This is a genomic window from Bdellovibrio sp. CKG001, from assembly GCF_055397465.1.
The window spans coordinates 3,197,869-3,212,077 of record NZ_AP029173.1 but is presented as its reverse complement, the minus strand read 5'-3'; the positions used below and the strand labels follow the sequence as shown (position 1 = coordinate 3,212,077).

The window sequence follows — 14,209 nt, the reverse complement described above, 5'->3', positions numbered from 1 at the left end:
ATGGCTGATTTTTTGACCGGCATGAGAATCAGCAGCAGTGGGATGGCAGCGCAAAGAATGCGCATGAACACCATTGCCAGCAATATCGCCAATATTAACACGACCCAGACGCCGGAGGGTGGTCCGTACCGTCGCAAAGACGTGGTGTTCGAATCCATGCCCGATGCGAAGAACTTTGGTGAGATCATTTCTTCGACGGATCCCGCAGGAAGCTTCCAGCGAGTCCAGGTCACGGATGTGATATCTGACCGAAAGGCTCCGCTGATGAAGTATGAGCCGGACCATCCTGATGCAAATGCAGAAGGGTATGTGGCCTATCCGAATATTAATCTGATGGAAGAAATGACCAATATGATACAGGCGTCGCGTTCTTATGAAGCCAACGTGACAGCGGTGCAGGCGTCCAAGGATATGGCCCTTTCCGCGCTGGAGATAGGCAGGTAATTCCTTCCTAGACCCCGGCAAAATTTAGGGACTTTTTTGTTTTAGTTTATTACAATTTTCATAAGGAGAAGGTGAAGCCATGGAGGGTTTTACTGTATCAAATGCAAACAGGTTTCTCGACACTGGGATCGTTCGTGATTCCAAGTCGTTAAGCATCGAGAACACCCCTTCAACAAGTCCGACATCCGATACGGGCAAAAGCTTCGCCGACACCCTGAAAGACGCCGTTGGCAGTGTGAATGAAATGCAGAAGGCTTCAGACAAAGCCATGCAGAATCTCGCAACTGGCAAGACGGACAATGTGGCCGATGTGATGATCGCCGCGGAAAAAGCAGACATCGCCCTGAAGGTGATGGTGCAAGTGCGCAACAAGATCATTGATGCGTACCAAGAAGTTATGAAGATGCAGGTTTAGTTTCTTAGGCTGGAGGGGTTTCCTTGAATAAGATTTTTGGTGGATTGGTTGTCCAGTTTCGCGAGTTCTTCAAAAACCTGGGTCCGACCAAAAGACTTTCAGTAATTGCGGTTACTGTTATTGCGGCGGTGGCACTTTTCACGATGCTGTTTATGGCTTCAGGGAAAGACTATGTACCTCTGTTCACGAACATTCCGACTGAGCAGGTTTCCACGATCGTGGCAAAACTGAATGAAAAGAATGTGCCTTTCCAGCTGCGTGATGGCGGAAAAACTGTCGCTATTCCAAAAGAGCTTTTGCATTCCACGCAAATGACTTTGATGGCGGAAATCGGTTCTCCTAAAATGGGTTCTATCGGTCTTGAGATCTTTGATAAACAAGATTTCGGCATGAACTCGTACGCTCAAAAGATCAACTATCAAAGAGCTTTGCAGGGCGAGCTTATGCGCGCTATCAACACCTTGACGGCCGTAAAGCAGTCCAAGGTGATTCTGGCTTTGCCGAACAAAAAAACCTTCCTGGAAGAAGGCGGTCAGGCCTCTGCCTCTGTTGTGGTTGAATTGCACCAAGGCAAAGAACTGGCACCGGAACAGGTGCGCGGCATTCGCTATTTGGTGGCAAACTCTGTTGAAGGCATGGACGCTGACAAAGTGACAGTCCTGGACGAGCGTGGGAAGGTTCTAACCCGCGTGGCAGACGGAACTACCGGCGGATCCAATGAACTGCTGGACTTGAAAGCAAAAATTGAAGGTGACCTGGAAGACCGTATTGAAGACATCCTGTCCAAAGTTGTCGGTCATGCGAAGGTGGTGGCTAAAGTCGATGCCACTTTGAATCACCGTGTGATTTCTTCTGTGGAAGAATCTGTGGATCCGGACAAAACCGCGATCCGTTCCCAACAGTCCGAAGAGGAATCTTTGGATGGTTCGCGTACAAATCCAGCCGGAGTTCCGGGTTCCCGTTCCAATTTGCCGGGAGCGGAGGATCAAGGCACGGTGGGCTTCCGTCAGGATGTTAAGAAGGAAATCAAGACGACAAACTATGATGTTCCAAAGACGGTCCGCAATATCCGTGAATCTGCCGGGAATCTGGAGCGTGTCAGCGTCGCCGTCGTTGTTGATGGTGTGATGACGACAACAACGAAAGCAGATGGCACGACAGAAACCACCTGGAAACCACGTTCTGCGGAAGAGCTAAGAAAATACGAAGACCTGGTTAAGAATGCCATCGGGTTCAACACCGCTCGTGGTGACAGTGTTAAGATTGAAAACATCCAGTTCCAGCCGGAAGATTTCTCAGAAGCTGAAAAGATCCTGACGACACTGGAAAGAAAAAAGCTGATCCATGCTTTGTTTAAATGGGCATTGCTGGGCTTCAGTTTGGCGTTGTTCTTCTTCATCGTGGTTCGTCCATTCATGCAGTGGATTACTGACAGCTTCCAGGACTCTGTGGAAGAAATGCTCCCGCGCACCATCGAAGAGCTGGAAGAGCTTCAGTCGGTGGATAACACCCTTCCAGGCATGTCGACGGCTTTGCCGGTGCTTCAGGAATCCATTGATCCTGAGAAGGCTGAAAGTGAATTGTTGAAAGATCGTATCCTGTCATCAATGAGTCGTGATGAGGAAAAAGCAGCCAATGCATTTGGAATGTGGCTGGTTAGGAAGGATGGCTAATGAAACTTCATAAGGCTGAGAATATTGAGTATGAAAATCTCAAAGGCTTCGACAAAGCCGCTATCCTGATCAATTACCTGGGCAAAGATGCCGTGAAGGTGCTTCTGCGCCGCATGGATGACTCTGACATCCGCAAGCTGATCAATCAGATGAGCAAACTGCGTGTGGTGCCGGTGCATGTGACCAAGCGTGTTCTGGAAGAGTATTACGAAATGATCTCTGAGACAGAAGATTATATCTTCTCCGAAAATATCTCTGCCAAGGACACCATCGTGGATGCTCTGGGCGAGGAAAGAGCCCGAGGCATCCTGGGGGGGTTGAATATCTCCACCGGTGGATCTCGCTCTTTAGAGTCCTTGGAGATGGTCGATGCGAAATCACTGGCCACCTTCTTGGTGAATGAGCACCCGCAGACAGTGGCCGTGATTCTGGCCCATTTGGAACCAGAGAAAAAAGGCGAGGTTCTGAAACGTCTGCCAGAGGCTTTACAGGCCGAAGTGGTTTTGCGTATGGCCAATCTGGAACACGTGGACCCTGAGCTTATTGCTGAAATTGACCGCGTTCTGAAAAATCAATTGTCCAATACAGCGACAGTTGAACAGGCGGCTCTGGGTGGTGTTCATCCTGTGGCGGAAATGCTCAACGTGATGGATAAAAACACGGAAACGGCGATCATGTCCCGTCTTGAGGAAAAAGATCCTCTGTTGGCGGAAGAGATCCGTAAGTTGATGTTCGTCTTCGATGACATCGTTAAAATCGATGACCGTGGTATTCAGACTCTTCTTAAGGAAGTGGCCAACGACAAGCTTCTGCTGGCACTGAAAACATCCAGCGAAGAGATTCGCACGAAGATCTTCAAGAATATCTCTGCCCGTGCGGCCGAGATGCTGCGTGAAGATCTGTCGAATATGGGACCTTCGCGTCTGTCCGACGTCGAGTCGGCACAGCAGGAGATCGTGAATGTGGCGCGCCGTCTGGAAGCCGAAGGAAAGATCCTGATCGCAAGAGGTGGTTCAGAAGATGCAATGGTCTAATCGCGCGTCTAAGTCTGTCTTGCCTAAGGAGCTTGCCGAGAACACAGTTCTTGAGTTTGTTCCCATGCGCTTTGACTTGGGGACACCCGAGCAGGCCATGAACTATCTTGCTGAAAAGAAGAAAGGTTCGGACTTCCGCATGAACGATGCCGTGCGTGTGCAGACGGGCATCGACGAAGTCGAAAAAGGCAGCGAAGAGGAAAAAGTAGAAGTCGCTGCTTTGGAAAAGCTTAAGGAAATACAAGAGGCGGCTTACCAGGAAGCTTACAAGCTGGGTCTGGAAGAAGGGCGAAAAGAGGCGTTCGAGCAGATTTCTGCAGAGCTTGCCGAGCGCATGTCCTCTTTGGATACGCTGCTATTGACGATCAAGGATCTGAAGAAGGACATGACTTCGTTCAACGAAGCTCATTTGTTGAAGTTGATGTTCCAGATGGCCGCTCGCTTGGCGAAAACGGAACTTCAAAGTAATAATGAGGCGATGGTTGGTATCCTGCGCGATGCTGTTGGTTTGGCGCAGGACGAAGAGGAGATCACCGTTCATGTATCGCAGGCGCAATTTGATTTCCTGGAGACTTTGAAGCAGGAAACGGGCCGCGAGTTTGAATTTATTAAGAAAATCAACTTCGAACCCAACCCCGATGTGGCTGAAGGTGGATGTATCGTGGAAACCAATTACGGTGAAGTCGATGCCCGCATTGAACAGCGCATAGAACAGTTGTGGTCTGTGCTTTCTGAAAACATGCCAAAAGTAAAAGACAGGATTGCCGGCTGATGAGCGAGCTTGAACTGAATCTGGATAAGTATTCTGAAGTGATTCAGTCCATCCATTTGACCAAGGACAGTGGCAAGGTCACGGAAGTCAATGGGATGCTTATCAAGGGTTATCTGCCCGGAGCCAGTGTTGGCAGTATCGTTTCGATTAATCCCAGCGGGACCGAAAAGTCTTTCCTGGCTGAGGTTGTCGGTTTTAAAGACAAGCACGTACTGATGATGGCCCTCAACGATATGAGAGGCGTTGCTTTGGGGTCCAAGATCGTTTTGGCCCGCCAGATCGCCACGGTCCGTGCCGGGGAAGAGCTTTTAGGGCGTGTTGTGGACGGCTTGGGTCGTCCCCTGGATGCCCTGGGTGAAGTCGAAAATTTCAAAGAAGTTCCTTTATACAGTGAAGTCCGAAATCCCTTGGAGCGCAGACCTATTCGCGAGCCTATTGATCTGGGGATTCGCGCCATCAATGGCGCATTAACCGCAGGTCTAGGCCAGCGTGTCGCAATTATGGCGGGTTCTGGTGTGGGTAAGTCCGTCCTTCTGGGGATGATGGCCCGGAACACCAATGCCGATGTCAACGTGATTGCCATGATTGGTGAACGTGGCCGTGAGGTGCGCGAATTTATTGAACATGATCTGGGACCTGAAGGGATGAAACGATCCGTGGTCGTTTGTGTGACCAGTGATCAAAGTCCTCTGCTGCGTATGCGGGGAGCCTACGTGGCAACGGCCTTGGCTGAATATTTCTCCTCTCAGGGGAAGAACGTTCTGCTGATGATGGATTCGGTGACTCGTTTTGCCATGGCTCAGCGTGAAATCGGTTTGAGCACAGGCGAGCCGCCTTCTCAGAAAGGTTATACGCCGAGCGTGTTTGCAACCTTGCCGAAGTTGTTGGAGCGTGCCGGTTCCTTTGAGGGCGAAGGCAGCATCACCGGATTCTATACGACCCTGGTTGAAGGGGATGACATGAATGACCCGATCGGGGACTCTGTACGTTCCATCGTGGACGGGCACATTGTTCTAAGTCGTGCTTTGGCGCAGAAGGGACACTTCCCGGCCATTGATGTCATGCAAAGTGCCAGCCGTGTGATGCGGGCGGTTTCATCACCAGAGCATGTGAAGCTGGCGCAGAAGCTGCGTGAAACCCTGGCGGTGTACAAAGACGCCGAAGATCTGATCAATATCGGAGCTTATAAACCGGGTTCTAATCCGAAAATTGATAAGGCCGTGAAGGTGATCGATGCGGTGAACGACTTCCTGAAGCAACGTGTGGAGGATCCGACCAACTTCACGCAGACGATCCGCCAAATGCAGCAAATCCTAATGAACGCTTAATGGTCCCATGAGGTTCTACAATGAAGTTTAAGTTTCCCCTTCAGAAAGTTCTGGAGCATCGCAAGATCAAGGAAAATCTGGCGCAAAAGGACTTCCAAGAGGTGGTGACCCAGCTCAATGAAGAACAGGGGCGGCTGGAGGCCATGCTAGGGCAGGTGCAAAACGCCCATCAGCAGGCGGGAAGCCTGTCGCAGGCGGGTGGGGCTCAAGGTCCAGCCCTAAGTCAGATTCATGAATTCCTGAAAGGTCAGGAAGTCCGCATCCAGCGTCAAAGGCAAAAAGTACAAGAAATCGAGAAATTGGTCGAGTCCAAGAGAGAAATTTTGCGACAAGCCGCTCTGGAATATAAAATTATGGAGAAGATGCGTGAGAACAAGTTCGAAGAATATCGGGCTGAGCGTCTTTCTAATGACCAGAAGGAAATGGATGAACAGTCCATTCTGAGGTTCAAAGCTGTGAAGGAATCATAGTCGATGAAAAGCGGATACGATCAGTTCTTTAAGAATGCCCGTCAGGTGGCGGACAACAAATCAGGTGTAAAGTTTCAAAAAAGACCGCAGTCTGCAAAACTTCATCTGGATTTGGCTTCTGAAGACGTCGAACAGCAGATCCGCCGCCGCATGAAAATGTCGGCTCCAAAAAAATCCAAGAAAGTTCCGGTGCCCTGGAAGATGATCGTGTTTTCCTTTGTGGGTTTGCTGGTGGCGATCTGGGGATTCCAGAACTACGAAGAAGTCGAAAATATCGTTAAACGCGTCGAAGTTCAGATGACAGGCGAAGCCATTGCTCAGGCACCGGCACAGCCATCCGCTCCGGCTCCTGGAGATGCGGGACCTCAGTTGGAAAAAACGGAAGCTCCGGCGGCTTTAAGCAGTGTGGAAATTGATCATCTGCAAAAGTTGAATGAAAGAAAAAAAGAGCTTGATGCGCGCGAGGAAGAGCTAAACCGCATGGAAGCCGAACTGGGAACTCAAAAGGTGGAGCTGGAAAAGCGATTGAAGGACCTTGAAGAAATGCGTGCCCGTATTTCATCCATCCTGGAAGAGCGTGTGAAGGCCGATGCGGAGAAAGTCGATACTTTGGTACAGATGTACACCAATATGAAGCCTCCACAGGCGGCCAAAGTCTTTGAGACGATGGACGAGGATTTGGCCATTGAGATACTTGGCCGTATGAAAAAGAAGAATGCTGCTGATATTATGAATTTGTTGAAGCCTGAAAAAGCTCAGATCCTGTCTGAGATGTTTGCGGGCTATAAGCGTCGTGCTCCTGCGAGCGCGAAATAGTAACAACGATTTTTTCCACGGAAGGAGGAAGGTTTGTTACAAAGTATCGTACCCCCTATGGCGGGTGCGACCGAGATGAAGTCACCACCCGGTAAATCGGGGGACAAAGACTTCAAAGGTTCCGGATCCGATTCTTCATTCGGAAAGGCTCTCGAAGAGAAAATAACTTCGAAAAGCCCGAAGGAAGCGAAAGAATCTCCGCAACGGGAAGTGAAGGCAAAGAACGAAAAGCCGGAACAAACCGAAGCGAAGAAGGGGAAAGAACCCGAGGTCAGCCAAAGCGATGGGAAGATAGAAAAGAAGGGAACGGTTCGACAGCAAAAAATTAAAGAATTCATGGACTCCTTCGAGAGTGAATTCGAGATATCCCCCACGCGACTCGTGGAGGCGATGGCCCAGCTGGACGACACCCAACTAGTACAATCCCCGGAAGACACGGCAGAAGCTGTGATCGCGCAATTGGGACTGCCAGAGGAAGACGCTGACAAAGCTCAGGCGATGTACGCTTCCCTGTTGGTGCAATTGCAGCAGGCTCCTGCGCCGGCAAAGGCGCCGCAGTTCACGATAGGCACTGGCGTGACCCAGCAGGGCATGCAGATGCGCGTGGATCAGGCGCAAGCCAAGCAGGATATGCTGGGTGCCACGGTGGATCGTTTAAATCAAAAATTCTGGAAGTCCCCAGAGCCTCAGTCGGCAGCAATGTCCCATCTTGATGCGGGCATGATGCAGAATATGGATCTGGATGAAGCTTCTTTTGAAACGCCAACGGAACTTCCTTTGGCGGAAGATATGGCTTTGCCGGAAATGCCGACTCAGGCGCCGATGGCAAAACTTCCGGAGCTTCCTCCACATCTGCAAGGTCAGATGCAGGAAGTAATGTCTCCGGCGTTGCTGGCGGCATTGGCGGCGAAGAAGGCCGCTGAGGCTCAGGCAGCTCAAGGAGCCGGCGTCGCTGAGGGCATGGCCGCTTCCGAAGAGGGGGCTGAGTTGATGGCGGAGTTCACCCAGGCGCTGAAAGCACCGGAGGCTCCGAAAGTGCCGACTTCTCAGGCTCTGAATCCTTTGCAAGTGCAGGCGAAAATGCAGGATCTGATGCGCAATGAATCACAAGGTTCAATGATGCAACAATCCAACAATTTCATGCAGCAGGGAACAGGCTCTGAGAAAGAGGCGGTCGTTGACAAAATGAACATCAAGTCAGCGGACTTCAAACAAAGTCTGCAGGGACTTGAAGGCATTCATGGCGCTCCGATCAAGGGCGAAACTTTAAGTGTGCCGACAAGTGCGGCTCCGGTTGCCGGCATGGCTCCGCAAGGGCAGGCCAATCCCGCTGAAAACGAAGCAGCGGTGAAGCAGCTGATGAATCAGGCGCAGTACCTGATCAAGCGCGGTGGCGGTGAAATGAAGGTTCAGATGACCCCCGAGGGCATGGGAACCATTCACCTTAAAGTGATGCTCCAGGATGGCAAAGTGAACCTGCAGATGTCAGCAGATACTCAGGAGGCTAAAAAGACCATCGAGTCTAGTCTAGCTGAACTGAAAACCAGTCTTGCTGCTCACAAATTGTCCATGGAGAATGTAAAGGTGGACGTTGTGAACTCGACTTCCGCAGATACGGCGACGCAAAACCAGACGAACATGAACGGCAATCAGCAAAGAGATCAAGCCCGTCAATTCTGGAACCAGTTTAATGAAAACTTCGGTTCACAGGGACGACGTGAATCTTTGACCGATATGCCTTCGTTGAAAGGTTACGGCGGACGTCGGGATCCACTTCAGCCGATCGAGACGCGCTCCACGGCGCCAGCTCGTAAAGTTGAAGGCAAAGGCAGTGGTCTTAATCTAGTGGCATAGCGGCGACAGCCGGCAAAGCTGAAGCCCCGGCAGGGGCGGAAGCTGAAGCAGCAGTAAAGGAGCATAAATGACAATGGTGAATCCGAAATTAGGAGTGAATGCATTCGGAGCGACTCAGGTGAAACCCGAGAACGCTGGCACTTCTAATATCAGTGCCCACGATAAGGATAAGCTTGGCGGCGAAAATGTCGGCGAGGTTCTGAATAAGATTGTCGATGCCAACTGGCAGGATCCTGCGAAAAAAGTTCGTACCACTGGAAATCCAAACCTGGATAAGGATGCTTTCTTCCGCCTGATGATGGCGCAGATGAAAAATCAAGATCCTACGAATCCGTTGAAGAGTCACGAGATGGCGGCACAGCTTGCAAACTTCTCGTCACTTGAGCAGATGCAGAACATGAATCGTACACTTGATGAAATGAAGAATGGCCAAAAGCCTTCTGAAAATTTCCAGGCATTGAATCTGATCGGCAAAGCCGTTGCCGGGGATTCTTCCAAAGTGGTGCGCGGTGTGAATGATAAAGAGCATGACTTTAAATTCAATCTGCCAATGGAAGCCAGTGAAGTGACAGTGAAGGTTCGCGATGCAGAAGGCACTGTTGTGCGCACGTACAACTTGAAAGGCCTGAAGCAAGGTGCGAACAAACTGACATGGAATGGTGAGGATGAAAGAGGCATGAAGTCCCTTCCCGGTGAATACCAATTCATGGCGGAAGCAAAGACAGCAGATGGCAAAAAGATGGGAATTAAGACAGACTTCGACGGAATGATCACAGGTGTGAGTTATTCCTCTGAGGGCCCTGTTCTGCACGTGGGGAATCAGGCGATTCGTTTCTCTGACGTGAAGAAGATTACGGACCCACGTCTTATGACCACTGACCAGAAAGTAAATGATGTAACAAACCTAGACTTGAAGAAAGATGATGCTAAAGGACAAACTGTAAAAGAGGGGAATGCAGAGTTACAAAACTCTTCCATGACTCCTGCTCCTGTAGCAAAATCTAACATCATGAACACTGTGGGTTTGTCCCGCGACATGATGGAAAAGATCGCTAAGGAGACAGCGAAGTAATGGTCGATTTAAAGAAGATACAAACTCTTGATCAACTCATCCCGCAGCAACCAGGGAAGGTGAAACAACCGGATCTGGCTGGGGGACCCTCCTTCCAGGAGACACTGAATCAGGTCGGCGGCGTCAAGCCTCAGAATCTGGGACAGATGCAACCTCCAGGGCTTGCAAAAGCTGTTGAAGGAGTGAAGTTTTCGAATCACGCGATTGAGCGGATGAGAACACGGGGAATTAACTATTCACCGGAGGACATCTCAAGACTCTCAGAGGCGGTTTCGAAAGCGGCGGCGAAAGGCTCCAAGGATTCATTGATTCTGATGAATGACTCGGCACTGATCGTCAGCGTTAAAAACAACACGGTTGTGACAGTGATGGACAAGAATGCATTGAAAGAAAATGTGTTCACGAACATCGACTCAACAGTGGTGCTTTAAACGCAAGCGCTGAAGCTGTCCTGAAGAGACGGATAAAGCGTGGAATCCTCCTTCGCTCATGAATGAGCTACGGCGGATAAATTGTGAAGCTGTCCGGAAGAGGCAGATAAGCAATGATTGCACAATTTAATATTAGGGCTGGTCCTCGTAGAGGAGGCCCTCCAAAACGGTGGTTCTCGACTAGAACTGCCAACGACATGGAGGTCACATGGGTATTCTTTCTTCATTGTACACGGGTGTTTCCGGTATGACTGCTCAAGGCGAGGCTTTGGGTGTTATCGGGGACAATATCGCCAATGCCAACACGACAGGTTTTAAAGCCAGCCGTGCAGAGTTCCAGGACATCATCTCTAAAAATCTTAAAGGTATCCTTGGTGGTAACCAAATCGGCCGTGGTGTGAAGATCGGTGCCGTAAATCCAATCCTGACTCAGGGTAATATCGACGCGACAGAAAAAGTGACTGACTTGGCGATTTCCGGTGACGGTTATTTCAAAGTTAAAGGTTCTGATGGTGAGTCTTACACTCGTGACGGTTCCTTCCACTTTGACCGCGAAGGTTACCTGGTGACTAACGACAATCAGAAAGTTCAAGGTTTCGCAACAGACGAAAAGGGCAATATCGTTAATAAAATGACTGATATCAAGTTCCCTCGTGCCTTGATCCCTGCCAAAGCGACTAAAGAGTTGAAGTTGGATCTGAACCTGGATTCCCGTATGGAGCCAACGAAGAAGTTCGATATCAACGATCCTTACTCCACTTCTCATTACTCTACGGGTGTTGAGATGTACGATTCTCAAGGTAACAAACATCTTGTCAGCTTCTTCTTCAACAAAGTGAATGACCGTGAATGGGAATTCAAAGGTTTGGTTGATGGTAAAGAAGTCACTGGCGGCGAAGACGGAAAAATGTCGGAAGTTGCTGCAGGTAAGTTGACGTTCACTGTTGACGGTAAGTTGGAGTCTCAGGAAACAACTTCCACAAACTTCAACTTCAAAGGTGGTGCTTTGCAGGACCAACAAGTGAAGTTGAACTTCGGTGATGCGATTAAAGAGGGTGGTAAAGGTTTGGACGGTACTAAACAGTACGGTAAAAACTCTGATCTGATCTCTTGGCACCAGGATGGTGCGGCGGCTGGTACGATCACTGGTTTGTCATTCAATGACGACGGTATCCTGACAGCGGTTTACTCCAACGGTCAGGCTTCTGACCTTGCTCAGATCGCTCTGGCGAAGTTCGAAAATCCGGAAGCTCTGTTCAAAGTGGGTAACAACCGTTTGAAAGAATCCAGAGATTCCGGCACAGCGTCTTTGGGCGGCCCGGGCGCTGCTGGTCGTGGTAAGCTGTTCGCAAAATCCTTGGAAAGATCCACTGTTGATTTGGCGACAGAGTTCGTAAACATGATCCAAAATCAACGTGGTTTCCAAGCCAATGCGAAGACAATCACGACGACAGACGAACTATTGAACGAGGTTATCCAGCTTAAGCGTTAATTCTAGATAATCTGCCCTAAACCATAAAAAGACCATGTCACAGGCTCCCTGACCAGGAGCCTGTTTTTTTTGGCATTGCAAGCAAGTTTCAAGGGTGGATTTGTTTCATCTCGGCAATCCTTTGATGGGGAGCGATTAAATCTCTGTAATAATGAGCTTTTCAGGCTACAATATGAATATTCATCCTTTTGTTTAGAAACAAATCTGCTATAAATTGGCTTACAGATATTACATTAGGAACCCGAAACAAAGGTGACTCGAGATGAGATGCTTAGTAGTCGAAGACGATAACGAAATTGCAACGATCGTAAAGCAGGGCTTGGGCGAGCTGGAAGGCGAAGTCGAAGTTGAGTCCAACGGTCGCCGTGCTTACGAACGTGCACTGACGAATCATTACGATATCATTGTATTGGACCTTATGCTTCCGGAAATGGACGGTTACACTTTCGCAAAGTCGTTGCGTGAAAAAGAAGTGAACACTCCAATTCTGATCCTGAGTGCATTGCGCGAGCTGGATGACCGCCTCAAAGGTTTGAGCATGGGTGGTGATGACTATCTGACCAAGCCATTTGCAATGGCTGAACTACAGATCCGCGTGAAGAATCTTTTGAAAAGATCCCAAAAAGCTTCTGAAGTGACTCAGTTGGTGTTCCAGGATCTGAAGTTGAACCGTCTGAATCGTGATGTGGTTCGCGCGGGTCGTAAACTCGACCTTCAGGAAAGAGAATTTGTTCTTCTTGACCTGTTCATGAGCAATCCTAATAAAATCATTGGTAAGCAGACGATCCTGAAGGAAGTCTGGAACTATGATTTTGATCCCCAAACCAACGTGGTAGACGTACTTGTATGCAGACTCAGAAACAAGCTGGAAAAAGATTTCCCTACACGCCTTATCTATACGGTTAGAGGTGTAGGATATGTTCTCAAGTCGTCTTAAGCCGACGCTATTTCGAATCAGCACCAAGTTGACACTTGCGTACTCACTGGTTCTGATTCTGAGTTCCACCGTTATTTTCAGTTTTCTCTATTTTCAAATCAGCCATGGACTGCAAGACCAGGAAAGAGATCTTTTAACGTCAAAGTTGGAAGAGTATCGAAACCGCATTGAGGTGCGGGGGCTGAGCGAATTTAACGATTACTTTCTTTATATTCCCAATTATGACAGGGATGCCGCTTTGTTGGTGACCGTCTTTGCACCCAAAGGCCAGGTCAGCTTCTTTCATGAACCATTTCCCAGCTTCAAGTTGGATGAAGTCGCCTTAAAAAAGGAACTCGATACCCATCGGGGGCAAAACTTCGAATTTGTTATGCAGGCTCTACATGGGGGTGATGCCGTCTTTGTGGTGGGCACGACTTTAAAAGATGGAAGCCGTCTTATCGTCGGGAAAAGCCGCGAAGCCTTAAGCCAGCAGCTGCATAATCTACAAAAGATCTTTTGGTGGCTTTTGGGCCCGGTGGCATTGATCGGCTTTCTTGGGGGCTTGTTCCTTTCAAATAGAACTCTCAGTCCGGTGCGTGAGTTGATCACTTCCATGAAGAAAATTGAAAGCGGATCTCTTTCGACGCGGGTTCCGATCGGGGGGAGCGATGATGAGTTGGAAGAGCTCAAAGTTCTTTTCAACAAGATGCTCGACAAGATCGAAGGCCTGGTCAGTGGCCTCAAAGAAGCCTTTGATCATTTGGCCCACGATATTCGGACTCCGGTGACCCGGCTTCGGGGGCGTGCGGAATTGGCTTTGACCAGTGAAGGGGATGTTGAGTCCTACCGCGAGGCTTTGCAGAGCTGTTACGAGAACTCGGATAAAATTCTGAATTTCTTGCAGGTTCTGACAGACATCACCGAGGCGGAAAATCGCAGCAAACGCCTGAAGCTGGAAAAGAAATTCATCAGCGATCTGGTCAAAGAAATTATGAGTTTGTACGAAATGGCCTTTGAGGAAAAGGACATTAAGGTGATCCAGAAACTCGACAATCACGACTGGGCCATGGTTGATGCAAAACTCATCAGCCGTGTGATCGCCAATTTGCTGGATAATGCTCATAAATACACTCCTTCTGGAGGTCAGGTTACCATTGAGACCATCAATCAAACCGAAAACGTGATTATTCGTGTGACAGATACCGGGCCCGGTATTTCTGCGGATGAACACGGCATGATTTGGCAGAAATTATACCGCAGCGACAAGAGTCGCTCTGAGTATGGCATGGGCCTGGGGCTGACATTTGTGAAAGCCGTGGTCGAAGCTCACGATGGAAAAGTTTCCGTGCGCAGTCCCGTAAAGGATGGCAAAGGAACAGAGTTCGAAGTTCTTCTTCAGAAAATGTCTTAAGGGCCTGCACTATGAATGTTGCTGGAGCTTCGACCAAGGTCAGAGTTCCAGTAGTGTCTAGGAACCGGAAAATATCTG

The 14,209-nt window shown here is 49.3% G+C and carries 14 protein-coding genes; all 14 read left to right on the top strand.

What is annotated here, in order from left to right:
* The 14 genes from flgC (at position 1) to ACZ50P_RS15035 (ending at position 14,131) form a co-directional block, all read left to right on the top strand.
* Positions 1-444, top strand: coding sequence for a flagellar basal body rod protein FlgC (gene flgC, locus ACZ50P_RS15100; RefSeq protein ID WP_464118562.1), 444 nt, complete (start codon positions 1-3; stop codon positions 442-444).
* A gap of 79 nt (positions 445-523) precedes the next feature.
* Entirely contained in the window at positions 524-859 is a 336-nt protein-coding gene (gene fliE, locus ACZ50P_RS15095) for a flagellar hook-basal body complex protein FliE (protein WP_464132117.1), read from the top strand.
* 23 nt (positions 860-882) lie between these two features.
* Positions 883-2,532, top strand: coding sequence for a flagellar basal-body MS-ring/collar protein FliF (gene fliF, locus ACZ50P_RS15090; RefSeq protein WP_464118561.1), 1,650 nt, complete (start codon positions 883-885; stop codon positions 2,530-2,532).
* Complete coding sequence (gene fliG / locus ACZ50P_RS15085; RefSeq protein ID WP_464118560.1) at positions 2,532-3,566, top strand: flagellar motor switch protein FliG; 1,035 nt, start codon at positions 2,532-2,534, stop codon at positions 3,564-3,566. The genes fliF and fliG overlap by 1 nt, the downstream gene beginning before the upstream one ends.
* Entirely contained in the window at positions 3,553-4,338 is a 786-nt protein-coding gene (locus tag ACZ50P_RS15080; protein ID WP_464132115.1) for a FliH/SctL family protein, read from the top strand. The genes fliG and ACZ50P_RS15080 overlap by 14 nt, the downstream gene beginning before the upstream one ends.
* Positions 4,338-5,666, top strand: coding sequence for a FliI/YscN family ATPase (locus tag ACZ50P_RS15075; protein ID WP_464132113.1), 1,329 nt, complete (start codon positions 4,338-4,340; stop codon positions 5,664-5,666). The genes ACZ50P_RS15080 and ACZ50P_RS15075 overlap by 1 nt, the downstream gene beginning before the upstream one ends.
* 20 nt (positions 5,667-5,686) lie before the next feature.
* Positions 5,687-6,136, top strand: a complete 450-nt coding sequence (gene fliJ / locus ACZ50P_RS15070; protein ID WP_464118557.1) for a flagellar export protein FliJ — start codon at positions 5,687-5,689, stop codon at positions 6,134-6,136.
* A 3-nt stretch (positions 6,137-6,139) separates the two neighbouring features.
* Positions 6,140-6,952: a MotE family protein gene (locus tag ACZ50P_RS15065; protein WP_464132111.1), complete on the top strand. Its 813-nt coding sequence runs from the start codon at positions 6,140-6,142 to the stop codon at positions 6,950-6,952.
* A 33-nt stretch (positions 6,953-6,985) separates the two neighbouring features.
* Positions 6,986-8,806: a flagellar hook-length control protein FliK gene (locus ACZ50P_RS15060; RefSeq protein WP_464132109.1), complete on the top strand. Its 1,821-nt coding sequence runs from the start codon at positions 6,986-6,988 to the stop codon at positions 8,804-8,806.
* 67 nt (positions 8,807-8,873) lie between these two features.
* Positions 8,874-9,878: a flagellar hook assembly protein FlgD gene (locus ACZ50P_RS15055; protein WP_464132107.1), complete on the top strand. Its 1,005-nt coding sequence runs from the start codon at positions 8,874-8,876 to the stop codon at positions 9,876-9,878.
* Positions 9,878-10,309, top strand: a complete 432-nt coding sequence (locus tag ACZ50P_RS15050) for a TIGR02530 family flagellar biosynthesis protein (protein ID WP_464132105.1) — start codon at positions 9,878-9,880, stop codon at positions 10,307-10,309. The genes ACZ50P_RS15055 and ACZ50P_RS15050 overlap by 1 nt, the downstream gene beginning before the upstream one ends.
* 208 nt (positions 10,310-10,517) lie before the next feature.
* On the top strand, positions 10,518-11,801 hold the full coding sequence (locus tag ACZ50P_RS15045) for a flagellar hook protein FlgE (RefSeq protein ID WP_464118552.1): 1,284 nt from the start codon (positions 10,518-10,520) through the stop codon (positions 11,799-11,801).
* A gap of 262 nt (positions 11,802-12,063) precedes the next feature.
* Positions 12,064-12,738, top strand: a complete 675-nt coding sequence (locus ACZ50P_RS15040) for a response regulator (protein WP_262552925.1) — start codon at positions 12,064-12,066, stop codon at positions 12,736-12,738.
* A complete protein-coding gene (locus tag ACZ50P_RS15035; RefSeq protein WP_464132104.1) occupies positions 12,719-14,131 on the top strand; it encodes a sensor histidine kinase in 1,413 nt (470 codons plus the stop codon). The genes ACZ50P_RS15040 and ACZ50P_RS15035 overlap by 20 nt, the downstream gene beginning before the upstream one ends.
* The last annotated feature ends 78 nt before the right edge of the window (positions 14,132-14,209 follow it).